Consider the following 24,358-nt stretch of genomic DNA (forward strand, 5'->3'; position numbering starts at 1 on the left):
GCAACGAGCAACCGCCCGGCTCCGGGCGGGCGAGAGCAGCGTTAAGAAAATGCGATGAGCGAAGCCGCGCCGTTAGGCGCATCTGCGTTATCTGCGTTTTCTTTTTCAGGTATCCCACTCACCACTAACTCATCTACAATGTCCAGAAAAAAAGGGGTTGAGAGAAATTCTCAGATTATTTGTTCTGGAGCTGCCAGACCATTCTGCCCTGGAGTCCGAAGTATTTGGAGAATCCGATTGCGTCACGCTGATCGATGGTCGTAGTGTCAAACGAGACCATGTCCTGTGAGTAGATTGCGTTCGGTGATTTTCTGCCGAGAATGTGCAGGCCGCCCTTGAACAGCTGGACGTCCACGGTTCCGGTCACGCGCTTCTGGGTCTCGTCGATGAATGCGTTCAGATCATGGTAGAGCGGCTCGTGCACCAGACCCATGTAGGCAAGCTCTGCCCACTGGTCGTCCACGATATGTTTGAACTTCAGCTCAAAGCGGGAAAGCACCAGTTTCTCAAGATCGGCGTGTGCTGCGATCAGAACGGTTGCTGCCGGGTGTTCGTAGTTTTCCCGGGCCTTGAGTCCGAGAACACGGTCCTCGACCATATCGTTTCTGCCGACACCGTTTCTGCCGGCAATCGTGTTCAGCTCTACGATTAAGTCAACGCCGTTCATCTTTTTGCCGTTGAGCGCAACCGGGACACCGTTTTCAAAGGTGAGGGAGACGATCTCCGGTTTGTCGGGGGCTGCCTCGGGTGAGGTCGTCCAGTGGTAAATCTCTTCCGGCGGGTGGTAATCCGTCTCTTCGAGTCTGCCGCCTTCAATACTGCGGGACCAGATGTTTTCGTCAACACTCCACGGGGTGGACTTCTTGACCGGAATCGGGATGCCGTGCTGTTCGGCGTAGTCGATCTCCCAGTCACGGGTCATGTTGTGTTCACGCATCGGGGCAACGATGTCAAAGCCGTGCATCCGGAAGATGAAGTCAAACCGGAGCTGGTCGTTTCCTTTGCCGGTACAGCCGTGGCCGATGGCGGCTGCTCCTTCCTGTTTTGCGATCTTGACGATCTCTTCTGCAATCAGCGGGCGTGCAAGGGAGGTACCCATCGGGTAGCCTTCATAGAGAGCGTTCGCTTTGATTGCGGGGAACACGTGCTGCTGCACAAACGCATCCTTTGCATCGATGGTGTAGTGCTTGTCGGCGATGAGTTTTCCTTTGTCATCTGCCATTTTAACTTCGGCTGCGGGCTGACCGACATCCACGGCAACCGTGACCACACGGTCGTATCCGTACATGTTCTTCAAGATCGGCACACAGACGGAGGTATCAAGTCCTCCGGAAAAGGCGAGAACGATGGTGCCTTTTCCTCCGGCTGATGGTGTATCTGTCATTGATGTAATACTCCACTTTTGGGAATGTGTGGAGTATATTGGGTGTTTGGCATATTCAATGTGTCCCACTTGCGGAATGTATCCTGATCCATATACTTTATTCGATCGTCTGCTAACAGATATTTCATGACTACCTATCGTGAGGATTTTCTTGATTACCTGAAATCTGCGAATCGTGCTGTAGTCCCCGGTCTTTTTGTATGTATTGCGGTGACACTGCTTTCCTTCCTGCTGACGCGGGGGACTCTCTGGGACGGCGGCGGGTCTTTGCTTCCTCACGAGCTGTTTGTGGACAACCCGGTCTTTGCCCTGCTTGCAAAGATCGGCCCGATCGTCCTTGCTCTTGTGATATGTCTTTTCATCAACTGCAAACTTTTTGATGCGGGAGGTTCCTACGCAGGGAAATATCTCCTGCGCATCGCAATTATTCTGATGGGTGCCCGGGTTACTGCGGATGTGCTGATGAACGCATCTGCGAGCGGTCTTGTTCTTATCCTCGCGGTTCTTGCGCTGACCATTGTTCTTGCAATGGTGCTCGGCAAAAAACTGGGTCACACCTGGGAGACATCCGCCCTGACGGGTACCGGCAACGGTATCTGCGGCGTGTCCGCGACACTTTCGGTTGCTCCGGTTATCAAAGCGGATCAGAAATATGTTCACGCGGTTGTCGGTGTTATCAGTCTTCTGGGAATTGTCGGTGTGTTTCTTGTACCGGCAATTGCGTTCGGTGTCGGTATGACCGATGCACAGGCCGAGGTGTTCATCGGCGGAACGCTGCATGAGATCGGCAACGTTATTCCGGCAGCGGATCTCTACACCGCCCTATCCGGCGGTGAGGATGTCGGTGCTCTTTCCCTTGCCTACAAAATGATACGGGTCGCTATGCTGGTCGTGGTTGCGTCGGTGTTCGGCTGGCTGTGGTGCAGACGTCAGGAGGCCGTGCATGCTTCCTGTCCCGCTGACCGCGTGAAGGCAAAAGTACAGGGGTTTCTGATTCTTTTCGTGCTTATGGCCGTCGGCATGACAGCGTTCATCACCCTGTCGCCGGAAATCGGACATGCCGTACAGTCGTCGCTCGTCAACATCTCCGTGACCATTCTCACCATTGCCATGGCAGGGGTCGGCCTTTCCATGAATCTGCGGGAGACGCTTTCCATCGGGAAAACCCTGCTCCCGTTTGCATCACTTCTCTGGCTGATTCAGGTCGTAGTACTGCTCGGGCTGACGATGTTTCTGGTCTGAACCCTGACCTTTTTTTCCAGCGCTGTTTCTTGCTTTACCTTAATATGGGTTTAGCGCCCATGTACACAGAATTCACCCGGGTACGGGATGAAATAACCAGAAGAGACTGAGTAGTTATGCGGCTTCTCCTCATGCATGCGGACCTCATTGCGTATGAGACCCTCTCCCGGACAAAGGTGGCGGAGACGGATATTGTGGCAAAGGATGCGATGCAGGATGCGCTTGTGGCGTTCTGTGCTGTTGAGTCTGCGGACGAAACTGATCCGGAGGACATTGCTGCGCAGACCGCAGCGGAGATACGTGCGGTCGCCGCCAAGGTAGGGGCTGTCCGGGTCATGATCTATCCGTATGCCCATCTCTCAAGTGACCTCGCCCGGCCAGCCGCCGCAGTCTCTGTTCTGAAAGAGACTGCGCGTGTCCTTATGGCCACATCTTCTCTGGAAGTCCGGCGTGCGCCGTTTGGCTACTACAAAAAGTTCACCGTCATCTGCAAAGGCCACCCGCTGTCCGAACTCTCCCGCCATCTCGTCCCCTCCCAAAAGGGGACTGCGGCTGATACCTGTCTTTCGTCCCCTTAGATTCTTGTCCTGCTGAAGCCAGGGGTGAGATACCTGCGGTATTTTTCCTCTGTTTTTCCCCTCTGTCCGGTGTTTCCTGATGCTGATTGAACGTCCTCTCTCCCAAAAGCTTCTGATGATTCTGGCAGCTGCGGCTGTTTTCATGGATTATCTTGACACAAGCATTGTGTCCATCGCACTGCCTGCGATCTCCGAGAGTTTCGGTTCCGGTTCGTCCCTGACGTCATGGGTGATGACCGCGTATCTGCTTGCGCTCGGCAGTACTCTTCTCCTTTTCGGCAAGCTTGCGGACCGTACCGGTTTGCAGCGGGTAATTTTTACCGGAGGATTTGTACTGTTTACCGTTGCCTCTTTCCTCTGCGGTATTGCAACGGATATCGTATCCCTGATCGGATTCCGGATCTTCCAGGGGGTAGCTGCTGCTATGATGGTTGCAACGGCCACCATGCTGATTACCCTGCATCTTCCCAAACAGATCCAGCCGGTCAGTATGGGTGTTATCGCTACCGCCGGCGGTGCGGCACTCGCGCTCGGTCCCGGAATCGGCGGGGTTCTTACCCAGTTCATCAGCTGGCACTGGATCTTTTTCATTAATATCCCGGTGGGTATTGCGGGGGTTCTGGTTGCCCTGTTCCTGATTCCCAAACCGGATCCTGCGGATCTTCCCGCACGTCCCAAACCGTTTGATTCGCTTGGCGCGGTGTATCTTGCAATCACGCTTGTTACTCTGCTTGCCGGACTTGAACTTGGTGTTTCCGAAGGCTGGACAGCGCCGGTCGTTCTGCTGATTGTGCTTTCCCCGGTCTTTGGATGGTTGTTCCTGCGCCGTGAACTCCGGCATCCTGACCCGATACTTTCCGCACGGCTGCTGTACAACCGGACGGTTATGTGGGCCGCAGTTTCCACGCTGTGCATTACGCTCGTGTATCTTGGTGTTATCTATGTGATGCCGTTCCTGCTGACGGAAGAGTATCTGCTGCCGACCGCGGTCGCGGGCGGCATCATGCTTCTGCCGCCGGTTGCAATGGCGTTGATCGGTATCCCCGCAGGAGCGTTTGTGCGCCGGTGCGGTTGTATGGTTCTTTGTAACAGCGCATCGTTTCTCCTTGCCGCGGGGATGGTGCTTCTGGGCACTGCCGTGATTCTGTCGAACATGCTTCTGATCTTTGCAGGTCTTGTGCTGGTCGGTCTTGGTATGGGTTTAAACGAAGGTCCCAGTATTCAGCGGATTACTATCCACAGCCCGCTTGAGCTGCAGGGTTCTTCCGGCGGCCTGATCTTTACGGTGATGAACGTGGGATGCGTGCTGGGTGTTGCGTTGTTCTCGGTTGCGGCGGCTGCCGGTTCCGGCAGTGCTGATGTCTATACTCCGGCGGGTGTTGCGATCGCCTGCGCTGCGGGATTTGCGGTTGCGGTGATTGCCCTGATCACGTCCCGGCTTGCGCGTGATACGGTGAAGTGCTGATATGTCCGGGAAACGGTGGTGCCTGAAGGTTCTCGGTATCCTCTGCCTTGCCTTTGGCGCGGCAGGTATTGTTCTTCCGGTTCTTCCGACCACGCCGTTTGTCATTGCTGCTGCGCTCTGCTTTTCGGCAGGTTCCCCGCATCTTGCCGCGTGGCTGGAACAGAACCGGTACTTCGGGCCCTATATTGAACATTACCGGAACAAAACCGGTGTGCCGCTCCGGCAAAAAATCGGCGGTATTCTTTTTTTGTGGGTGATGCTTGGCATCTCCATGGTGATCGTGCAGAAACCGTTTGTTGTTCTGATTCTCTGCATAGTGGGGCTTGTCGTGACACTGCATCTGGTACTGCTGAAGACCCGAAAAACGTGTTAGTCGTCGGTGAACGTAAAGAGTTCCTCGACGGGTACCTGCAGAACTTTTGCAATATCAAATCCGAGTTTTAGGGACGGATTGTACTTTCCGTTTTCCAGGTGGCCGATGGTCTCACGCCGGACACCGACCGCGCTGGCAAGTTCTTCCTGGGTGATGTTGTGTTTTGCGCGGTATTCGCGAATCTTTGTCTTAAGCGCCACTCTCCACTCCCTGTAGTTCACGGAATTCATGGATGACCAGCATGCAGATGAAGACAAACATGCCTGCGGCGAATGTCAGCGGGAATGCGGTGGTAAATACTGCTGCATCCCCGATGAGAACGGCGACTGCATACACGATGCAGAAGAGCACCGTCTGAAGAAAGAAGGCGGTGGTTGCTGCTTTTCTGACGTAGGCGGTGAACAGTTCATCTTCAACGGTGAAGAGGTAGCCGAAGAACACGAAGAATGCGAAAAAGGCACAGTAGCGTACTTCGCCGGTTGGTACGGCAAGGAGACCGAGAAGTCCGATCAGGCCCAGGAAACTGAGTTTGTTTATCATAGGTGTATGTGATATATTTCACACAATGATATAAATACCTAACATCGGTGTTGTAAAAAAAATCAGTAGTTTGCGGGAAGGTACAGATCCAGCTGTTTCTGATTCATATTTTTCTGCAGATTCCAGCGTTCGGCGATCTTTTTGCGGAGCTGTTCTTCCAGCTTTGGAATTTTGTTCCCGGCGTACTGCTCAATGATCTGGGAAACCCCTTTTTCAGTATGGGATTTGTCCAGAACGGCGGATGTCTGCACTATCTGCAGACTTGACTGAAATGAGAGGGGGTAGCCGAGCGGCATGACCAGGTACTGTACGATCTCACGGATTGTTCGTTTGGATCCGACGTTGAAGGGTTTGAGGTTGCGGAAGTTTTTGTGCAGGGAGATGATCTGTTCCATGGGGTGGTATCCTTCGCTGAGTTTCCGGTAATAGGTGTTCAGCAGTTTCTGGATAACAACCTCTTTTTCGCGGCTGATGGGTTCGGGCTCTTCGATATTGTCAAGGATGATCCTTCTGATCTGGAGGATGAGGGCGAGGGTGACTTTGCGGGGATTTTTATTGCGAAGAACCACGCAGCGGTACAGATTCTGGATGTTGTTTACGTCATGCAGATATTTGCCGTTCGGAACTTTGCCGGTTTCAATCATCCGGACAACTTCGGGAAAGGTGAATGTGCATCCGACCGTTTTTGCGGATTCATGGATGTAGTGGTATTCACGCTCGTTTATATGCCGGGCATACTCCTCTTCGGTAAGGTAGTCATGGTAGCGAAGGTCGAGGTATCGGTATTTTTCCAGCAGATAGTATATTTCTTCGTTTACTTCGTGTTCATATCTGAAATTTTTTACCCGGAAGGAGGCAACTTTCTCACAGCATTTCATTTCAAGATCAAATCCGTAGAGGAGAATTGCCCGCGCAATCTCCGGTTCGGTCGGCGGTGTTCCGGCTTTGATAAGCTTGGATGCGCGGAACTTGTGCGCGTCGCTGTTGACCTCCCGCATCAGGTAATATCGTACGACACCGTTCTGTACTCTTTTGTCCACACGGTAGTAGATGTCCTTTTTCATCCTTTGTGTATGTTATTGGCAGGGCAGTGTGTAGTAAGTTTCGTCCGGGATGGTTCAAAAAAAGTTATTCGCGGTTTGCGGGGAGATCCCAGGTCTGCATATCCCGCGCCCCGTACCGGTAGTCCCACCGGATTTTGTGGCTCATGTGCACGCACCAGAACTCTTTTGGGGCAAGCCGCTCTGCCAGCCGTTCTGCGTCCCGGATGTTCATGTGTTTGGAGATGTGTACCTCCGGCGGGAAGATGCCGTCAAGCAGCAGAAGGTCTGCACCTTTCATTGTCTCCAGTGTTGGTGCTGACAACTGATCGGTTGTGTCGCAGGAGTAGACAAACACTGCTCCGTCCGCTTCAATCCGTACGCCGCAGGTGGGGGTGTCGTGCATTACCGGGAAGAGGGTTACTGACATTCCGCAGATGTCCATTGGTTCGTACGGAGTCATTACCACTTCACGGTGGCGCATAAACGAAAAGATGCTGCCGCAGTAGCTGAGAACTTCTGCGATACCATAGACGGGGATAAGGTCGCGCTGTACCCGGTAGAAGTCGCCGAATCCCATGAAGTGGTCGTAGTGGCCGTGCGTCCAGATGACGGCGTCGATATGCGGGGAGCCGGCGGCAAGCAGCTGGGCACGCATGTCCGGGCCGGTATCGATCAGCAGGTGTTTGCCTTTGTGTTCTACGAGGATTGAGGTGCGGAGCCGCTGTTTTCCGGTCTGCCGGGCTTCGCGGCAGACGTCGCAGTCACAGCCGATTTTCGGCGTTCCAACCACATCACCAGTGCCAAGTGCTGTTACGTGCATGATTGATTACAGGCAGCCGCTCCGGGCAATGTTCCGGCGGTTTACCAGCTCCATGCCGGCGTTCACATCTTCTTCGTTGATCTCTTTGCGGCCTGCAAGAAGTGCCGAGACGATTGCTTCCGTCAGCATCATGCGGAGGTCTGCTCCGGAGAATCCGTCTGTTCGTTCTGCAAGGGTGGTAAAGTCCATGGTGCAGGGGATGTCGGATGCGACGTGCCGGAGAATTGCTTCGCGCATGGTCATGTCCGGCAGGGTGAAGGTAACGACCTCGTCAAACCGCCGCCAGGCTGCTTCATCCAGCATTCCTGCATGGTTTGTTGCACCGATGAGAAGCACCTGATCTTTGATCAGGTTGATGTGGTCGATGCTTTTGAGGAGCGTGTTTACCGCCCGCTTCATGGTGCCGTTGTCGTCGGAGATGCGGGTCTTTGCGATGTAGTCAAATTCGTCTATGAAGAGAATGCAGGGGGCAATTTTTTTGGCAAGGTCGAAGATCCTGTCGATATTTTTGGAGGTCTCTCCCAGGTACTGGGAGGTCAGCATGGAGAGTCTGACTTCCAGAACCGGCATGTGTACCGAGCGCGAGAGTGCGAGCGCAAAGGAGGTTTTGCCGGTTCCCGGGGGGCCGACGAGCAGGATTCTTCCCAGTTCGTAGATTCTGTGGTTGCGGAGGAACTCCTGATTTTCCAGAGAAATCTGTACTTTCCGGACGATTGCAAGCTGGTCCGGGGTGCAGACGAGGTCATCTAAGGAGAATTCGATCTCTTCGGGAGCGTAGGCGACTACCAGATCCACTGCTTCGCGGTAGGTGTCGGATTTTGCGGTGAGTGCTCCGATTTTTCCGGTAAGGGATGCAACGGTGTCTTCAAAGAGCGGGATGTTTTCCCGCGCTTTTTTGTAAGAGATGCTTGTTTCACCTGCGGTCTCCAGGGCGAGGGACAGTGCGGGGTTTTTCATCACCGCGTCCGTTCCTGCATGGCGCAGGTACCATTTCATTGCGGGTGCAAAGGTGGTTACGGCGAACTGTCCGAGGTCGTTTACCACGAGGTAGGAGTTTTTGCCGTCGGCGATGAGGCTGCGCGCGGCAAGGTTCGGGAAGTAGGTCTTCAGTTGTCCTTCTTTGATGGCAACCGGCCGTGCAATGACTCCGGGAACGTCCGGGCAGAAGAGGGGACGCAGCGCTACGGGGAGGTCATTTACACCGAGCGCAGGGTTTCCATTTACCACTTCTGCTGTCAGAACGATCTCTGTAAGCTGCAGCAGTCCGGATTCAGTAGCAGTTGCGTCCATAGGTATTCCATATATATGGGTGAAAAAAAGGCATAAGGGTTTTGTGAGAGGCGCGTCTATTCCCGATCTGCCCGCAGACCCGCCCACCGCATGCGGATGCGGAATTCGTCTTCGGGCTGCGGGTCTGCTTTGAGGGCGTCGCTGTAGGCGTTGAGTGCGTCTGCGCTTCGTCTGAGCTGTTCGAAAACAACTCCTTTGAGAAACAGGACGAGGGCTTTGTTCGGATGGCCTGCGGTTACTGCTGCGTCATAATACCGGAGTGCGTCATAGAGGAGACCTGCACTTCTGAGATTGTTTGCCCGTTCGAGGATCTCTTCGGGTGTTCCCTGCGGGGGGCGGAAGCCGGTTCCTCTGGCATACATCTCTGCTGCGTACGGCGGGGCGAGAACTCCGCCGTTCTCTTCTGCGAGCCGGACTTTGCAGTGCCAGACCTGGGTGAGCATGGTGTCTTCATGGGTGTTGCACCATTCTTCCGCACGGTAGAAGCAGTCGCCTGCTGCGTCATACTCTTTTTTCTGTACCAGTGCCTGTCCCCTGACCACAAGGGATGCGGCGTCCGCATCCCGGACGGCGTCGGCGGCATCGGCTGCTGCAAGGGCTTCGTCGGGTTTTTCCGCATACAGGAGTACTTCGGCTTTCAGTACCGAGAGCATGGAGACGAAGGCTGCCATCCGGTCTGGTTCCCCTGCCGCGGCATCGTTCCATGCGGGGATTCCTGCAAGCGCTGCGTCGAAACATTCGGCGGATTCGGTGTATCTTCCTTGTGCCTTGAGGATCGAGGCTTTTCCTATCCATGCGAGGGGATCTGTAGGGTCGGCGGCAACTGCTGCGTCGTACATGCGGAGCGCTTCGTTGAGTTTTCCGCTGAGTGCAAGCTCTTCGGCCTGCGTGATGAGGTCGGCGGTTTCAGACAATCTTTTCACCGTTGCGCGTGACACTTACCCGGCCATTTTCCACCGACAGGGCAAATCCGTGTTCATACAGCCATTCACGGGCGTTGCCGTGGCCGTGAATCATCAGTTCCACGAGGTCTGAGGGTTCGTCCACGTCGGTTGACATCCGCATGGAGTCGATGATTTCAACTGTGAGGCCGAGTTCTTCTGCGATCTGCAAGTGGCGGCGGTAGGAGAAGCCGTAGTACTCTACATGGAAGGTTTCCGGATGTTTGACGAAGATGACGTTGGTGCCGCCGCCGAGTCCCGGTACGATTGCCATGTCCGCTTTGGTGGAGAGTACCCGCTGGAGGCTTCCGGGGGTGGTCATCGGCAGGTCGGACATGATGATGAGTGCCGGGCAGTGGAACTGGGGTAGTGCCCAGTTAATCGCTTCGTTTAGTCCTTCTTTGCGAATTGCGACCAGTGCTTCGCTGCACGTGTATTTGGAGGTACAGAGGAGGGTTGCTGTGCAGCCGGTTTTGCGGACTGCGGAGATGACGTCGCCGAGCATTACCTCTGCAAACTCTTCGCGTTCCTCCTGTGTCATGACAGGGGCAAGACGGGTCTTGGGATTGACCGGTTTGAAGGGAATCAGGGCGTGGAAGTACATAGTACTTTTATTTTCGGCATGATTCCATTTTAATGTGGGGGTTGGCTTGGGTGCTGCACCTTTATTCCTGATCATCCCACGGAAAACACCGAACGCGCAGAAATTTTCAACATCACAGAACATACAAGAAAGCCACGGAAACAGATTAATTTAGGATTCCGTGATGTTCACGAACTGTTCCGTGATGTTTTTGCTTCCGTGTGTTTCGTGTCTTCCGTGGGCTGAAATTCGATCAATGACGATCATTCATAGGCAATAAACGAATTTAGGTGCAACGCCGGTTGGCTTGGGCGTTGCACCGTCATCCCGCGAAAAAAGAGATTCTTTTATTGATACTCTACCAGGCTCTGCACCTGTTTGGGCAGTCCTCCCTTAAACCGGAGACGGATTCCCTCATAATACTCACGGACACGTTCGTTCATGGTTGGATGCACCCGGAGTTTTGCTGCGGCAAAATCTGCCTCGGTAACGGCTGAACCGTTCCGGCGGAGGGCCTCCATCGCCGCTTCGCGGCAGAGGCTCTCCAGATCCGATCCCACGAACCCTTCGGTAATTCCGGCGATCTTTTCCGCAAACGCTGTCCGGACCGGATCTGCAAACACCACATTCTGTGCGGCAAACGCATCCGTGAGAATGCGGCGAAGCTGTGAGACGGAAGGGCCGTCCTCCTCCGTCCCGATCTTTTTGGCAGCGGTTTTGATCTGCCGGAGCGTCAGGGTCTTTCCTGCGTATTTTTCCGCAAACATACGCACACCCTCCTCGCTGCACCCGGCGAGTATCTCCGCCGCCGCATCAAGAGACGAGTTTTCCAGCGGCATATACCGCATATGCACCGCGAGGATTGCCCGGCGATCCGCAGGTGCCGGCTCCGGAATATAGACGAGGCGGTCAAACCGTCCGGACCGGAGCAGTGCCGGATCGATAATGTCCGGGCGGTTGGACGCAGCGAGAATCACCACATCGTTCAGCGGTTCAATGCCATCCATTTCGGTCAGTATCTGGTTTAAGACATTCTCCACAACCTGGTTTCCCTCGCCGCCTGTACTTCGGGCCGGCGTAAGGGAATCGATCTCATCAAAGAAGATGATTGCAGGAGCAACCTGCCGGGCTTTCCGGAATATCTCCCGGACCGCACGCTCCGACTCCCCCACCCATTTGGAGAGCAGCTGCGGGCCTTTAATTGCAATAAAGTTCGCGCCGCTTTCGTTTGCAACCGCCTTTGCGATCAGCGTCTTTCCTGTTCCGGGCGGTCCATAGAGCAGGATACCCTTCGGCGGACGGATACCAAGCTGCGCAAACGACTCCTTGCGGGTAAACGGATACTCCACCGCCTCGCGGACTTCATTCAGCGCAGTTTCGCATCCGCCGACATCAGCCCACCGGGTTGCAACCGACTCAATAGATATCTCCCGCATCGCAGACGGCATAATCTCGCGGGACGCCTCGGCGAAATCCTTTGCTGTTACCTCAAGAGTTCTGAGCACCTCATCCGGAATACGATCGGTATCCAGATCGATTACATTCATCTGCCGGCGGAGTGCACGGATGGCAGCCTCGCGTGCGAGGGCTGCAAGGTCCGCACCGACGAATCCCCGCGACAGGGCAGCGAGCCGCGCAAGAAGCTTCTCGCGGTTGCGGTCGTATTCCGCCTCAGCTGCTTCGATCTTCTTCTCTGTACCGTGATGCTTCAGCTCCTTGACCCGTGCGGCCCCCTCAAACGGCATCCCACGGGTATGGATCTGCAGGATTTCCTGCCGGTCCGTCTCGGACGGCACACCGATCTCTATCTCCCGGTCGAATCTTCCGGGACGGCGGAGCGCGGGATCGATTGCATCGGGCCGGTTTGTTGCACCCACGACAACAACCTGCCCGCGACCGGCGATACCGTCCATCATCGTCAGCAGCTGGGCAACCACCCTGCGTTCCACCTCACCGGAGACATCCTCGCGGCGCGGCGCAATCGAATCAAGCTCATCGATGAAGATGATGGCCGGAGCGTTTGCCTCGGCCTCTTCAAACACCTCGCGGAGCCGCTGCTCGGACTCGCCGTAGTACTTGGAGATGACCTCCGGGCCTGCAATTGAGATAAAGTGTGCCCCGCTCTCGTTTGCAACCGCCTTTGCGATCAGCGTCTTTCCCGTACCCGGCGGCCCGTAGAGCAGCACACCCTTCGGCGGATCGATACCCATTGTTTCAAACAGCTCCGGATGACGGATAGGCAGCTCGATCATCTCGCGGACGCGGCGGAGCTCTCCTTTGAGACCGCCGATATCCTCGTAGCTGATCTGTTTTGTCCCTTCAAACCCATCGATATCCCCTTCCTCGGAGATCTCAATATCGGTCGTGCGGGAGATGATACACGCACCTTCCGGTTCGATCGCCGCTATTTTGAACTCAAGATACGTATTGGGGATGCGGGTAATGATCGGCAGAATGTCTCCCGTTGTTACCGGGAAGTTGATCAGGGACTCGGTGATCTCCTCGGGTTCGGCGTCAAAGTTCTGGGGCATATGCACCGGAGGAATGAGGTATACACATTCCGCTTCGATCTGTTCCTCAACCGGCCTGACCACTACACGGTCTCCCGGATTCACGCCCGCGTTCATCCGCGTGAACTTGTCGATGCGTATCTTTCCCTGTTTCCAGTCGGCGGTCATGGCACGCCAGACCTTGGCGACGGTTTTTGTTTTGCCCTCAATGACGACGAGCTGGCCGGGAACAATGCCGAGCTGCTGCATGGTGTCCGGATCGAGCCGTGCTTTTCCCGAACCCTGATCCTCAGGATACGCACTGTCGACTTTGAGTGATAGTTCCGGCATGATTGAGTAGTACAATGCTCTGGACTTGATTAATAATATTCTGGAGAGTGCGGGTTTTGTTGTCCTCCTAATGGGGAGAGATTTATCCCGTGAACACAAGAGTATTATTCAGGAGTATTCTATGCGTCTGTTGGTGATTGATCCCGGGTTTGGTGCTGCGGGCGATATGATGTGCGGCGCGCTTCTTGCCGCCGGTGCGGACCGCGATATGGTTCTTCGTGCAATGAAGCAGGCCGCGCCGGAGCTGTCGGTTTCGCAGGTGGTACGGTGCGGTATGCCTGCGTGGTACGTCCGGACGCACGCCGGGCCTGCCCACCGGACGCCTGCCGAGGTGCTGGAGATTGTCCGCGCCGCAGACGCTCCGCCTGCGGCAATCGATCTGGCCGTCCGGGTATTTTCCCGGATTGCCGCAGCTGAGGAGCAGGTGCACGGAACCCATCATGTGCATTTCCATGAAGTGGGTGCAGATGATGCAATTGCAGACGTGCTGGGTGCCTGCACCGCGCTTGTGACCCTCGGAGTGGATGCGGTGCATATTCTCCCGCTGTCGGTCGGGTCCGGGACAACGGTCTGTGCCCACGGCACGATGCCGGTTCCGGCTCCCGCGACCGCAGAGATTTTACGAAATGCGGACCTGCGGGTTGCGACCGGCGGTTTTTCCGGAGAACTCTGCACACCGACGGGGGCTGCACTTCTTGCGGAGTTTTCGGCATCGTTTGGAACGAACGAACAGCCCGGCCGGATTGTCTCGGTCGGCTGCGGCGCGGGCACCCGTGACCCATCCGATCACCCGAATGTACTGCGGGTGATGGTCATGGAGACGGAATCACCGCTTTTTGGTCCGGCGGTTGATGTACTGGAGACGAATGTGGACGATGTCTCCGGCGAACTGCTCGCGGATGTGGTATCTTCCCTGATGGATGCAGGGGCCCGGGATGCATGTCTGGTGCCGGTTGTGATGAAAAAGGGACGGCCCGGCTATATTGTCCGGGTGATCGCTCTGCCCAAGGACTCGGAACGGCTGGCACGTCTGCTTGCCAGAGAGACCGGCAGTCTTGGTGTCCGCTGTATGCCGATGGTGCACCGGTTTGTGGCTGACCGCCGCATCTCGTCTGAGACGGTGGTGGTGAACGGGAACACATTCACGGTCGGGGTGAAGACGGCGTTTATGGAGGGAATTCCCTACTCGCGCAAAGCGGAGTTTGATCAGGTGCGGGATGCAGCAGATGCTGCCGGGGTTTCCGTCCGGGATATGAAACGGGTTGTCGAGGAGGAGGCATGGAAGAGGGAGTAACGCGGAAAATTTCCACCGCGGTTCCGGGATTTGACCGGCTGCTGGGCGGCGGACTTGAACCGCGGATGATTACCCAGTTTGTGGGGGAGGCGGGTTCCGGAAAGAGTACTCTCTGCCTTGTTGCCGCGGTTGCGGTACTGCGTGCCGGCGGCGGTGTGGTGTACATTGATTCCGAAGGATTTTCGGGGGACCGGTTTTCGCAGATTGCCGGGGCTGATACGGAGGAGTGTGCAAAACGGATCTATATCGAAGAGCCGATGACGTTTGCAGAGCAGGGGAGTATGATTGCCGGATGCGAGGCGCTGTTACGTGCAGGAAAGGTGCAGTTGATCGTGGTTGATTCGGCGACTGCGCTGTATCGTCTGGAACAGATGGATACCCGCGAAGCACTGTCCATGCTGTCGCACCAGATGATGGTGCTGCTTGCGCTTGCAAAACGGTTTGATGTTCCGGCGGTGATAACGAATCAGGTGTTTATGGATGTGGACCGCCACCGGCTGAGCGGTCTTGGCGGAACGGCACTTGCCCATATCTCCAAAGCAATTCTCCGGGTGGAAAAACGGGACGGGTTCCGGCGTGCGGTGGTGGCAAAGCACCGGTCGCGGCCGGAAGGGGACTTCTGGGATTTTGTGATTACCGGCGACGGGGTTTCTGACCGGTAAGGTGCGGTCTTTTTTGCTGCGTGATCCGGTTCATGTGTCCGGTCCGGGGAGAAGTCCCCGGATGATTCGCGCGGCTTCGCAGATATTTTCTATGACATAGTCTGCGGTATCGAAGAGAATTTCCGGTCGTGTTCCCTCCTGCTGGACGGTGAGGATGGCAACGTCTGCGGATTTCATTGCCGAGAGATCATTGATGCCGTCGCCGGTCATGACCACGACGTCATACTCGGTTTTCAGGTTCTGGACAATCTGGGCTTTTGTTACGGGTGTTGCCACTCCGTGGACGCGGTTGCGCGGGATACCGATCTGATCGGCAATTATTTCCAGTTTTTCCGTCCGGTCTCCGGAGGCAATGAACACTGCAACTCCCAGACTGTGCAGCAGGGATACCATTTCCCGGACGCCCGGAAACGGGTATCCCGCAGCGGCAATGGCGAACTCAATCTTTCGTGTCCGCAGGTTGATGATTGCTCCGGCGTTCAGTGCAAAGCTGTCGCTCTGCCGGGACACGGTCATCCAGCAGTCACGGATGACCTCCTGCATGTCGGAGATTTTCGCGTCGGTATCATGGTAGAGGATATCTCCCACAACATCCGAGACGATGACACGTCTCCCGCAGCTGATGCCGAAACTTACGTTTGCCTCTGTCAGGTATTCCGAGAGCAGGGCGTCCGGGTTGCTGTCCATGATGTCGCGGGAGTGCAGGTTCAGGAGAACCAGAATCCGGTCCGGGTCCTGAAACGTCAGCGTTGTGGTCTCCATACTTGCATCCGCCATCCGGTGGTCGGCTACGGACAGTACGCTCCGGTACGTCCGGAGCAGTGTCCCCGCACTATCAAAAACCGCTGCAACTGTCATACTATACGGGTAAATTTGTTGCAGTTGCTATTTCTAATGTGGGTATTGGTGATGCCTGCCGGTATGATCAAAACCTCCGGTATCCGCACCTATATAATGTAGCACCCCCATTTTTTACATATGACTCTTCTCCAGACAGCTGAGCAGATCCAAACCATGCAGATCCGCGGCGCTGGAAAAATCGCCCGTGAAGCAGTATCTGCTCTTCGCGATCATGCTGAGACGCTTCCGCATACCGGTGACGCTTCTTTGTTTATCCGGGAGATGGAACACGCGGCAGGTATTCTTCTTGCAACGCGGCCCACTGCTGTTTCTCTTCCCAATGCGATTCAGATGGTGATGCGCGATGTCCGTACCGCCCGCACCGAGGATGCCGCCCGCCGTATTCTCCGCGAGAAAGCTGATGCGTTCATCTGGTCATCCCGTACCGCAATTGATCGTATTGCGGCAATGGGGGCAAACCACATCCCGGACGGCAGTGTCATCATGACCCACTGCAACTCCAAAGCGGCCCTCGGCTGCATCCTTGAGGCAAAACGTCAGGGAAAAGACATTGAGGTGTATGCAACCGAGGTCAGGCCGTGGAATCAGGGGCGGCTTACCATCAAGACCTTAAACGACAACGAGATCCCCACGACCTACATCGTTGATTCTGCGGTCCGCAGTATGATGAAGGATGTTGATCTTGTCATTGTCGGTGCTGACGCGATCACGGTGAACGGTGCGGTAGTGAATAAAATCGGCACTTCCCAGATTGCTCTCTGTGCCAGCGAGGCACGCAAAAACGTTATTGTTACTGCGGAGACGTATAAGTTCGCCCCGCGGACTATCCTCGGCGAACTGATCCAGATTGAGGAGCGGGCGCAGAATGAGGTGCTGCCTGATGATATTGCAGCCGGTCTTCCGTATGTCCGCGTCAAAAATCCGGTCTTCGATGTAACCCCTGCCGAGTACATCGATATGATCATCACCGAAGCGGGCGCGCTTCCTCCGCATCTTGCCTATACGATTATGCGGGAGTACCTCGGCTGGGGGTTCGATGAGCTGCAAAACCAGTTCCTCGGGACACTTACGGGTTCTGAGTTCCGCTAACAAGGAGTCACTATTCATGGATGATTTAATTGCAACCTACTATTTCCGGCCCGGGGACGGGGTTACTGCTGATTTTGCCGCACAGGCAATTTCTGAGGAGCAGACTACCGGAACCTGGACCCGTCTTTCTACGGTGAATGATCACACCGCCTATGTTCATGCCTACGACGGGGAGGTTATGGATATTGTTTCTCTGGGCGACGGCGGATATGTTACGCGGATCCGCTATCCCTATGAGATCTTTGAGCCGGGGAATATTCCGCAGTATCTTTCGGTTGTTGCGGGGAATCTGTTCGGTCTTGGCAAGATTTCGGCTGTCCGGCTGCTGGATATGGATCTTCCCGATGCGTTCCGGGCTGTTCATCCCGGGCCGAAGTTCGGCATTGAGGGTGTCCGGAAGATTGTGGGGACGGAGACGTCCCGCCGCCCGCATGTCGGGACAATCATTAAGCCGAAGGTCGGTCTGAATCCGAAGGATACCGCCGCGGTTGCCTATGAAGCGGCGGTTGGCGGTGTGGATCTGATCAAGGACGATGAGACGCTGACCGATCAGCGGTTTTGTCCGCTGATGGACCGGCTTGCTGCGGTTATGGATGCGCTGGACAAGGCCGAGCAGGAGACCGGACACCGGGTTCTTTATGCGCTGAATGTGACTACCGGCGGGGATAAGATTGTTGAGGTTGGTGAGAGGGCGGTGAAGGCCGGGGCGAATATGCTGATGGTTGATGTTCTGACCGCAGGGTTTTCCGCGGTGCAGGCGCTTGCCGCTGATCCTGCCATTACGGTTCCGATTCATGTCCACCGGACGATGCATGGTGCGCTTACCCGGAATCCGCATCATGGTATTGCGATGCGGCCGATTGCCAAGCTTGTCCGTCTTTGCGGCGGGGATCAGCTCCACACGGGGACGGTTTCCGGGAAGATGGGCGGGAGTGCTGCGGAGGTTCTTGGGGATAATGCGATTCTTACCGAACCCTGGGGACCGGTTGCTCCGGTTTTCCCGGTTGCGTCCGGCGGTCTGCATCCGGGGAAGGTCCATGCCGAACTTGCTGCGCTGGGTACGGAGATTGTTCTTCAGGCGGGCGGCGGTATCCACGGGCATCCGGACGGGACCCGTGCCGGCGCTGCGGCGATGCGTCAGGCGGTTGATGCGTTCCTTGCAGGTGTTTCGGCTGAGGAGTATGCGAAGACCCATGCAGAACTTGCCAAAGCCCTTGCGGCATGGGGAACGGTATAGTCCGGGTGATTTTTTCCTCCGCGGAAAGACCCAAACTCCCCGAAGAACACTTTCTCTGAGAATTTCTCTCAACCCCTTTTTTCTGGACATTGTAGGTGAGTGAGTGGTGAGTGGGATACCTGAAAAAGGAAACGCGAGATTTCGCAGATGCGGCGCTTCGCGCCGCTGAGTCGCAAGCCCAAAGGTCTTCTCCGCTCCCCCTGTCGGGGTCGCCTTCGCTCGTTGCATTTTCTTTTCGTAGCTTGCCATTGTAGGTGAGTGAGTGGTGAGTGGGCAGGATGAAAAAAGAAAACGCAGATAACGCAGATGCGCCTAACGGCGCAGCTTCGCTCGTCGCATTTTCTTAACGCTGCTCGCCATCCCGTCCGAGCGGACGGGTGGCGTTGCTGTCGCAAACGCAGCTAAAAATGCTCGCGAAGCTTTTTTTTCTGCGTTGATGTGTTATTCTTGTGTCTTCCTTTAATTACGACCAAACATGCTCGCGAAGCTGTTGCAGGATAAAGAATGAGTGGGAGCTTCGCGAGCATTTGCCGTCGCGCTTGCGATAACGACCCACGCAGTGGGGAGTGGAGCACGGCTCTGCCGTGCGATTGCAACGCCGCCCGTCCGCTCGGACGGGATGGCGAGCGACGAAAAGCAAATGCGACGAGCGAAGCAGCGGAGCGAAGCGACGCATCTGCGTTATCTGCGTTTTCTTTTTTCATCCTGCCCACTCATCACTCCCCCGCCAACAGCTTCCAGAAAAAAACCACAAAGTACTTTCGTCACATATCGTACGCGGAGACGATTCAGCCGTTTGGAACAAAACCAGGCCAACCGGTCAGGACACAGAGCCATGGCCGCAAATCTCTTATAGAATAGGCACAGAAAAACCTATTAATTAATTTACAAGGAAAAATGCGCTCATGGATACCAGAATGAAATTTTTAGAACACGAACTTGCCGAGCAGGAGCGTGAAATGAATATCAAACACGAAGCAGGCACAGATGCCGGTGCAGCTCCCGTAAAATCAGAAAATACCGACGCACTTGAGCGGAAGGTTCGCGAACTTGAAGCAATGGTAAAAGGTCTCACCGAAGAAATGCTGGACCTCAAATCCGTAACCCGCAAACTTGCCATGCAGCTGGAAGAAATGCGTGGCGGCCAGTCAAGAGTTCACGCAGAATCCCGGTTCGGCCAGAAAAAACCCGAACCCGCTCCCGAAACCGGACGCCCCGCAGCCGGAATCCCTCCGCGTGGCGCACCCGTTCGTGCCGCTCCCGGCAGACGTCCGATTGCAGATATAGATGAAGAACCTGTCCGCGCCCCGGCTCCGCGTGCCGCCGCCCCGCGTGCAGCACAGCCGGTAACCCCTGTGCGCGCCGGAACCTCCCGTCATGCAATCTCATCCCCTGCCCCGGAACCAGTTCCCGTACCCGAACCCGAAGTTCCGGTTGAACAGCTGAAGGCCGGTGAATTTGAATACGTAATGCAGCCGGACGGCACCATTCAGAAACGCAAAAAGACGACGGATCACAGTGTCATCATCGCCGGAACCGGATATAACCCCGGTCACACATCCCGGTCCATGGCTATCCGCGCCGACTCCGAAGCCGTAATTGAAGCCGCAGAAGACGACACCGTAATGGACGACGCCAAGAGACGCCGTTAATCCCCGGGAGAGCCCGTGCATATTGTTCAGGTTGACATCGATAATTTCAAATCTTTTTCCCGGAAGACCAAAATTCCTTTTTACGAAGGATTCACCGTCATCTCCGGCCCGAACGGCTCGGGAAAAAGCAACATTATCGATTCCATACTCTTTGTTTTATCCCTCTCGAGCGCACGCTCTCTCCGCGCAGAAAAACTGACGGATCTCATCAACAACATCTCCGGCAAACACACCGCAGAAGTCACCCTGACCTTCTCTGATGAAACAAAAATTCGCCGGAGGATCAAACGGACTGCGAGCGGCTACTACAGCTACTATTATCTCAACGAACGGCTCTGCACCCAGACGGACGTACTCGCCTATCTCTCCAAATACGGCATCAAACCCCACGGATACAATGTTGTCATGCAGGGTGATGTGACCCGCATTATGGAAATGAGCGATCTCGACCGCCGGAGAATGATCGACGAAATTGCCGGGGTTGCCGAGTTCGATGCAAAAAAGGAACAGGCACTGACCGAACTTGAACAGGTACGGGCACGAATCGAACGCGAAGAACTGCTTCTGGCAGACCTCGCCATCCGGATTGAAGAGCTCAAAGACGCCCGCGAAGGGGCGGTCAAGTATCAGAAACTTCAGGGCGAACTTGACTACTTCCGTGCAGCCCGGCAGGTTGCCCGGCTGCGGGAGCTTGAACGCGAGCTCTCCACCATTGCTCTTGCAAAGACCGATCAGGAAACCGAACTGTCCCGCATTAACGACTCGGTTGCCCTTGAAACCCATGAACGCGAATGCAGGGCAGAAGAGGTCAGGGACATTGACCGGCAGATCTCGGAAAAAAGCGGACCCGAGTACATCAAACTCCTCGCCGACCTTGAAGCAGAACGCGGTAACATCCGCGTGGCCGAACAGACCATTGGCCGTCTGAAAAAGGAAAAAGACAGCAACCTCAGTTCCATGAACGATATCTTCATCGACATGAAGAAGTTCGAGAACTCGATTGCAGACAAAAACAAAGATTTCCGCCAGTTACAGATTGATCGGGCGAACCTTGCGATGGAGCATGAGTCGCAGAAGAAGGTACTGGACCAGGTTCAGGAGCTGATGGACAAAAAGAGCAAGGACTCCGAAGGTGCCCAGACTGAACTCATCGCCCTCATGGGACAGATTGAAGAGAAGAAATCGGAACGGTCATCCATTCTCTCCGAGCGGGACGGTATCATTGAGCGCAGCCGTATCCGTGCCCAGGAGTCCGAACGGATGAAACGCCGGCAGGGTCAGCTGATAGAAGAACGCGCCGAAAAACAGGCCGAGATTGATACGCTGGAAAAGGAACTTGCCGAAAAGCAGAAAGAGAAATCGGTGTTTGATAAGCAGATCGGCGAAGCCGATCGGTCCATGATGTCCTGCCGCCGGTCGCTTGAGCCGGTTCGTGAAGAGATTCAGCGGCTGACCCAGCGGCAGATGCGGCTTGAAGCCCAGCAGCAGGTCTCTGCTGAATCGAACCGTGCCATCTCCGCGGTTCTTGAGATGGACGGCGTGTTCGGCACGATTGCACGTCTCGGCAAGGTGCCGTCCGAATATACGACGGCTCTCAACATTGCGGCGGGCGGCCGGCTGCAGAATGTGGTCGTCAACACTGATCAGACCGCATCGGACGCCATCCGGTACCTGAAAGAGGAACGGCTGGGGCGTGTAACGTTCCTGCCGCTGAATAAGATTAAACCGGCGGCACCGCTGCCGCCGGTTGCGGGTAACGGTGTTGTTGATTATGCACTGAATCTGGTGGAGTTTGATGAAGAGTACCGCAATGCGTTCAGTCTGGTGTTCGGGCAGACGGTGGTGGTCGAGACCCTCGAAGCAGGCCGCCGGCTGATGGGGCGGTTCCGGATGGTGACGCTGGACGGCGAACTGCTGGAAAAAGCGGGTGCCATGACGGGCGGTTCTATCCGGAAGGACATTCGCGGGTTTGGTGCGGCAGTCGATAAGGAGTCGGCCCAGATTTCCGCGAAACTTTCCGAGCTGAAGAGCGAGGAAAGTGATCTGGTTGCGGCTGAGTCGCGGAACAAAGCGGTTGCGGATGGTCTGCGCGCCGAAAAGAGCGAACTTGATGCAGCGATTACGAAACTCGAACTGATGATTGCGGAGTGTAACCGGCGTCTTGATGCGATTGCGGACGAAGAGATGTCGATCACCGAGTCCCTCTCCGGTATGGAGCATGATGCGCAGGAGGTCTCGGCCAAGGTTGCGGAGCTTGAGGTCCGGCAGGATGAACTGACGGATGTCATTTCCGGGATGAACTCGCGGATTGCGGAGATCCGGAGTGTTCTGGATGAGTCGGAGTTTACGCTTCTGACGGAGAAGTTACAGAAAGCCCGCCGTGATGCTGATGATATAAAGCGCCGCCTTGATACCAAGGAGGCGGATCTTGCGGATGTGAACCGCGAACGCCAGTATTTCAAGAAACGTCTGGAAGAGCGGACTGCGGATAAAGATGCTCTTGCGGCAAAGAATGCGCGGCTGGATGAGGAGATCGCATCCTGCAATCAGCAGATTGCGGATGCGACTGCGGCGATTGCCGCTCTTGAAGAGCGGCAGAAGTCGTTTACGGGTGAGCTTGAGGTTCTGCGCAATGAACGCGCGGCGGTGCAGGCAAAGGTGGATGAGTCGCAGGCGCGGCTGTTGTCCCTTGCGTCGGAGATTGAGCGGTGCCGTGTGCAGATCGCGGCTCTGGATGAAAAGGCGGCTGCGGTTGCCTTGGAGGTTGAGGAGATTCGCGGCAGTGTTACCGAGGAAGTTGAGTGTACGCTGTCGGTGGATGAGATCGAGGATGGTATTGCGACAACGGAGCGCGCTATCCGGAAGCTTGGTGCGGTGAATATGCTGGCAATTGAGCAGTATGATGAGGCTGTTGCGAAGTCTGAAGAGCGGACGGCGCGCAAAGATGTGCTTTCCCGGGAGCGCGAGGCGCTGCTTGAGCGGATTGAGAGTTTTGCGCAGATGAAGTTCGATGCGTTTATGGAGGCGTATACGGCGATTAATACGAATTTCCAGGATATTTTTGCGCGATTGACGATGGGGTCGGGTCATCTGGTGCTGGATAATCCGGAGGATCCGTTCCTCGGGGGTATGACCTTTGAGGTGCGGCCGCGCGATAAGGAGGTGCACCGGCTGAATATGATGTCGGGCGGTGAGAAGTCGCTGACGACGCTGTCGTTTATTTTTGCGATTCAGCGGTACATGCCTGCTCCGTTCTATGCGTTTGATGAGGTGGATATGTCACTTGACGGGGCGAATGTGGAGCGTATTTCGCAGATGGTGCGGGAGTTGTGTTCTTCGAGTCAGTTTGTGATTGTGTCGCTTCGTAAACCGATGATTGAGGCGGCGGACAGAATTATGGGGGTGACTATCCGGCCGGATAAGAGTACGCTTGTCACGGGCGTGAAGACGAATGTCTGAGGAACCTGTTGAGATTCTGGTGCAGATGGCGGAGCGCGGGGAGATTGATCCGTGGAATATTGATATTGTTGAGGTGACCGACCGGTTCCTTGCGGAGCTGGAACGGCGCCGTGAGCTGGATTTGCGTGTTTCGGGGCGGACGCTGTTTTATTCGTCGGTGCTTCTGCGGATGAAGTCGGAGTATCTGGATACGCCGCAGGAGAGTGAGGATGAGGGGGAGTTTTCGGATGAGGATCCGTTTGCCGGGGATGCGGATCCGTTTTCGGAGGATGCGGTTACTGCGCGCGCTCTTGGTCCGATTGAGCTGCTGGAGCGTGAGATCGATCGCCGGATTAAGCGCAAGGATGCACGGAAACGGCCGGTTACGCTGTATGAGCTGATTACGCAGCTGAAGCTGGCGGAGAAGGCGGAACGCCGCCGTCAGCGCCGCCGGAGGTTTGTGAGCGAGGAGGATGAGGCGTTTCCGGAGCCGGATGCTGATGATGTGGTGGGTATTGCGCATGATGAGGCGTATGATGCGATGGCGCAGCAGATTTATGCGATTGTGTGTGAGCATCCTGATGCGCGGGATCCGGGTGTTTCGCTGTATGAGCTTGTTTCGGCGCTGCACTGGCCGTTGTATCAGGTGTATATTCCGTGCCTGTTTCTGATGCTGGATGGTCTGGTTGATCTGGAGCAGGATGAGTTCTTTGGTGATTTATGGGTGGTAATTTCCGATGGTTGTTCAACGAAGAGTGAAGAAACAGCATAATTTTCTGAAGATTATTGCGGTTGCACTGATTGTTTTGTGTATTCTCGGTCTTGCGATCGTTGTTCTGGGCAGTCTTGTGACGCAGTTTTCCTGAGTTGGTTTCTGAATGCGGGGGCTATAAATAGTTCCTTGTCCTATGTTGTTACCTCACAGTCTGCTTGTCTGTTTGTGAGTCGCAGCTGAGTTTTTTCAGCTGTGTATGTATCAGAGCTGGTTCGGTGGGTTTATATTCTCCCTCGTCCAACTATGTTACC

General features: G+C 55.4%; 22 protein-coding genes. 12 read left to right on the forward strand and 10 right to left on the reverse strand.

Translation table 11 applies throughout. The features are described from left to right. Nucleotides 1-175: 175 nt before the first annotated feature. Nucleotides 176-1,384: an argininosuccinate synthase gene (locus O0S09_RS08680; RefSeq protein WP_268923577.1), complete on the reverse strand. Its 1,209-nt coding sequence runs from the start codon at nucleotides 1,382-1,384 to the stop codon at nucleotides 176-178. Between the two features lie 126 nt (nucleotides 1,385-1,510). Between O0S09_RS08680 and O0S09_RS08685 the strand changes: the two genes are divergently transcribed. The 4 genes from O0S09_RS08685 (at nucleotide 1,511) to O0S09_RS08700 (ending at nucleotide 5,042) form a co-directional block, all read left to right on the forward strand. After that, nucleotides 1,511-2,626, forward strand: a complete 1,116-nt coding sequence (locus O0S09_RS08685) for a YeiH family protein (RefSeq protein WP_268923578.1) — start codon at nucleotides 1,511-1,513, stop codon at nucleotides 2,624-2,626. A 116-nt stretch (nucleotides 2,627-2,742) separates the two neighbouring features. Continuing rightward, nucleotides 2,743-3,204, forward strand: a complete 462-nt coding sequence (locus tag O0S09_RS08690; RefSeq protein ID WP_268923579.1) for a threonyl-tRNA synthetase editing domain-containing protein — start codon at nucleotides 2,743-2,745, stop codon at nucleotides 3,202-3,204. Between the two features lie 79 nt (nucleotides 3,205-3,283). Next, entirely contained in the window at nucleotides 3,284-4,669 is a 1,386-nt protein-coding gene (locus tag O0S09_RS08695; RefSeq protein WP_268923580.1) for an MFS transporter, read from the forward strand. A 1-nt stretch (nucleotide 4,670) separates the two neighbouring features. After that, on the forward strand, nucleotides 4,671-5,042 hold the full coding sequence (locus O0S09_RS08700) for a YbaN family protein (protein WP_268923581.1): 372 nt from the start codon (nucleotides 4,671-4,673) through the stop codon (nucleotides 5,040-5,042). Here the strand turns inward: O0S09_RS08700 and O0S09_RS08705 are convergent. The 8 genes from O0S09_RS08705 to O0S09_RS08740 form a co-directional block, all read right to left on the reverse strand. Further along, nucleotides 5,039-5,242, reverse strand: a complete 204-nt coding sequence (locus tag O0S09_RS08705) for a helix-turn-helix transcriptional regulator (RefSeq protein ID WP_268923582.1) — start codon at nucleotides 5,240-5,242, stop codon at nucleotides 5,039-5,041. The two genes, O0S09_RS08700 and O0S09_RS08705, sit on opposite strands and share 4 nt — an antisense overlap. Then, complete coding sequence (locus O0S09_RS08710; protein ID WP_268923583.1) at nucleotides 5,232-5,582, reverse strand: DUF3796 domain-containing protein; 351 nt, start codon at nucleotides 5,580-5,582, stop codon at nucleotides 5,232-5,234. The genes O0S09_RS08705 and O0S09_RS08710 overlap by 11 nt, the downstream gene beginning before the upstream one ends. 62 nt (nucleotides 5,583-5,644) lie before the next feature. Continuing rightward, nucleotides 5,645-6,646, reverse strand: a complete 1,002-nt coding sequence (locus O0S09_RS08715) for a hypothetical protein (protein ID WP_268923584.1) — start codon at nucleotides 6,644-6,646, stop codon at nucleotides 5,645-5,647. Nucleotides 6,647-6,710: 64 nt separating this feature from the next. Then, nucleotides 6,711-7,445, reverse strand: a complete 735-nt coding sequence (locus O0S09_RS08720; protein ID WP_268923585.1) for an MBL fold metallo-hydrolase — start codon at nucleotides 7,443-7,445, stop codon at nucleotides 6,711-6,713. Nucleotides 7,446-7,451: 6 nt separating this feature from the next. Next, nucleotides 7,452-8,735, reverse strand: a complete 1,284-nt coding sequence (locus O0S09_RS08725) for an ATP-binding protein (protein ID WP_268923586.1) — start codon at nucleotides 8,733-8,735, stop codon at nucleotides 7,452-7,454. 56 nt (nucleotides 8,736-8,791) lie between these two features. Further along, complete coding sequence (locus O0S09_RS08730; RefSeq protein WP_268923587.1) at nucleotides 8,792-9,649, reverse strand: tetratricopeptide repeat protein; 858 nt, start codon at nucleotides 9,647-9,649, stop codon at nucleotides 8,792-8,794. Continuing rightward, the gene (gene cofC / locus O0S09_RS08735) at nucleotides 9,642-10,280 is read right to left on the reverse strand and encodes a 2-phospho-L-lactate guanylyltransferase (protein ID WP_268923588.1); all 639 of its coding nucleotides are present in this window, start codon (nucleotides 10,278-10,280) and stop codon (nucleotides 9,642-9,644) included. Before cofC ends, O0S09_RS08730 begins: the two co-directional genes overlap by 8 nt. A 326-nt stretch (nucleotides 10,281-10,606) precedes the next feature. Next, entirely contained in the window at nucleotides 10,607-13,099 is a 2,493-nt protein-coding gene (locus O0S09_RS08740) for a CDC48 family AAA ATPase (RefSeq protein ID WP_268923589.1), read from the reverse strand. 121 nt (nucleotides 13,100-13,220) lie between these two features. On the opposite strand from O0S09_RS08740, the gene larC reads away from it, so the two are divergent. Both larC and radB read left to right on the forward strand, forming a co-directional pair. Then, nucleotides 13,221-14,393, forward strand: coding sequence for a nickel pincer cofactor biosynthesis protein LarC (gene larC / locus O0S09_RS08745; RefSeq protein WP_268923590.1), 1,173 nt, complete (start codon nucleotides 13,221-13,223; stop codon nucleotides 14,391-14,393). Further along, nucleotides 14,378-15,055 (forward strand): DNA repair and recombination protein RadB, encoded by a 678-nt coding sequence (gene radB / locus O0S09_RS08750; protein ID WP_268923591.1) that lies wholly within the window; start codon nucleotides 14,378-14,380, stop codon nucleotides 15,053-15,055. Before larC ends, radB begins: the two co-directional genes overlap by 16 nt. A 30-nt stretch (nucleotides 15,056-15,085) precedes the next feature. Here the strand turns inward: radB and O0S09_RS08755 are convergent, their stop codons facing one another. Then, the gene (locus O0S09_RS08755; RefSeq protein WP_268923592.1) at nucleotides 15,086-15,913 is read right to left on the reverse strand and encodes an HAD-IC family P-type ATPase; all 828 of its coding nucleotides are present in this window, start codon (nucleotides 15,911-15,913) and stop codon (nucleotides 15,086-15,088) included. Nucleotides 15,914-16,033: 120 nt separating this feature from the next. Here O0S09_RS08755 and O0S09_RS08760 point away from each other — a divergent pair, with 120 nt between their 5' ends. From O0S09_RS08760 to O0S09_RS08785, 6 genes are all read left to right on the forward strand, one after another. Further along, the gene (locus O0S09_RS08760) at nucleotides 16,034-17,005 is read left to right on the forward strand and encodes a ribose 1,5-bisphosphate isomerase (protein ID WP_268923593.1); all 972 of its coding nucleotides are present in this window, start codon (nucleotides 16,034-16,036) and stop codon (nucleotides 17,003-17,005) included. 16 nt (nucleotides 17,006-17,021) lie between these two features. Beyond that, a complete protein-coding gene (locus O0S09_RS08765; protein ID WP_268923594.1) occupies nucleotides 17,022-18,242 on the forward strand; it encodes a RuBisCO large subunit C-terminal-like domain-containing protein in 1,221 nt (406 codons plus the stop codon). Between the two features lie 917 nt (nucleotides 18,243-19,159). Next, a complete protein-coding gene (locus O0S09_RS08770) occupies nucleotides 19,160-19,894 on the forward strand; it encodes a DUF7518 family protein (protein WP_268923595.1) in 735 nt (244 codons plus the stop codon). A gap of 15 nt (nucleotides 19,895-19,909) precedes the next feature. After that, on the forward strand, nucleotides 19,910-23,353 hold the full coding sequence (gene smc, locus O0S09_RS08775) for a chromosome segregation protein SMC (RefSeq protein ID WP_268923596.1): 3,444 nt from the start codon (nucleotides 19,910-19,912) through the stop codon (nucleotides 23,351-23,353). After that, entirely contained in the window at nucleotides 23,346-24,104 is a 759-nt protein-coding gene (locus O0S09_RS08780; protein ID WP_268923597.1) for a segregation/condensation protein A, read from the forward strand. Before smc ends, O0S09_RS08780 begins: the two co-directional genes overlap by 8 nt. Next, the gene (locus tag O0S09_RS08785) at nucleotides 24,070-24,198 is read left to right on the forward strand and encodes a hypothetical protein (RefSeq protein ID WP_268923598.1); all 129 of its coding nucleotides are present in this window, start codon (nucleotides 24,070-24,072) and stop codon (nucleotides 24,196-24,198) included. Before O0S09_RS08780 ends, O0S09_RS08785 begins: the two co-directional genes overlap by 35 nt. Nucleotides 24,199-24,358 lie beyond the last annotated feature (160 nt).

The organism is Methanocorpusculum vombati, assembly GCF_026891935.1.
In the GTDB taxonomy this organism is placed as follows: domain Archaea; phylum Halobacteriota; class Methanomicrobia; order Methanomicrobiales; family Methanocorpusculaceae; genus Methanocorpusculum; species Methanocorpusculum vombati.

Bases quoted from the DNA above. Each gene is read 5' to 3' on its own strand.
- O0S09_RS08680 (WP_268923577.1), bottom strand. From the start codon at position 1,384: ATGACAGATACACCATCAGCCGGAGGAAAAGGCACCATCGTTCTCGCC.
- O0S09_RS08685 (WP_268923578.1), top strand. From the start codon at position 1,511: ATGACTACCTATCGTGAGGATTTTCTTGATTACCTGAAATCTGCGAAT.
- O0S09_RS08690 (WP_268923579.1), top strand. From the start codon at position 2,743: ATGCGGCTTCTCCTCATGCATGCGGACCTCATTGCGTATGAGACCCTC.
- O0S09_RS08695 (WP_268923580.1), top strand. From the start codon at position 3,284: ATGCTGATTGAACGTCCTCTCTCCCAAAAGCTTCTGATGATTCTGGCA.
- O0S09_RS08700 (WP_268923581.1), top strand. From the start codon at position 4,671: ATGTCCGGGAAACGGTGGTGCCTGAAGGTTCTCGGTATCCTCTGCCTT.
- O0S09_RS08710 (WP_268923583.1), bottom strand. From the start codon at position 5,582: ATGATAAACAAACTCAGTTTCCTGGGCCTGATCGGACTTCTCGGTCTC.
- O0S09_RS08715 (WP_268923584.1), bottom strand. From the start codon at position 6,646: ATGAAAAAGGACATCTACTACCGTGTGGACAAAAGAGTACAGAACGGT.
- O0S09_RS08720 (WP_268923585.1), bottom strand. From the start codon at position 7,445: ATGCACGTAACAGCACTTGGCACTGGTGATGTGGTTGGAACGCCGAAA.
- O0S09_RS08725 (WP_268923586.1), bottom strand. From the start codon at position 8,735: ATGGACGCAACTGCTACTGAATCCGGACTGCTGCAGCTTACAGAGATC.
- cofC (WP_268923588.1), bottom strand. From the start codon at position 10,280: ATGTACTTCCACGCCCTGATTCCCTTCAAACCGGTCAATCCCAAGACC.
- O0S09_RS08740 (WP_268923589.1), bottom strand. From the start codon at position 13,099: ATGCCGGAACTATCACTCAAAGTCGACAGTGCGTATCCTGAGGATCAG.
- larC (WP_268923590.1), top strand. From the start codon at position 13,221: ATGCGTCTGTTGGTGATTGATCCCGGGTTTGGTGCTGCGGGCGATATG.
- radB (WP_268923591.1), top strand. From the start codon at position 14,378: ATGGAAGAGGGAGTAACGCGGAAAATTTCCACCGCGGTTCCGGGATTT.
- O0S09_RS08755 (WP_268923592.1), bottom strand. From the start codon at position 15,913: ATGACAGTTGCAGCGGTTTTTGATAGTGCGGGGACACTGCTCCGGACG.
- O0S09_RS08760 (WP_268923593.1), top strand. From the start codon at position 16,034: ATGACTCTTCTCCAGACAGCTGAGCAGATCCAAACCATGCAGATCCGC.
- O0S09_RS08765 (WP_268923594.1), top strand. From the start codon at position 17,022: ATGGATGATTTAATTGCAACCTACTATTTCCGGCCCGGGGACGGGGTT.
- O0S09_RS08770 (WP_268923595.1), top strand. From the start codon at position 19,160: ATGAAATTTTTAGAACACGAACTTGCCGAGCAGGAGCGTGAAATGAAT.
- O0S09_RS08780 (WP_268923597.1), top strand. From the start codon at position 23,346: ATGTCTGAGGAACCTGTTGAGATTCTGGTGCAGATGGCGGAGCGCGGG.
- O0S09_RS08785 (WP_268923598.1), top strand. From the start codon at position 24,070: ATGGTTGTTCAACGAAGAGTGAAGAAACAGCATAATTTTCTGAAGATT.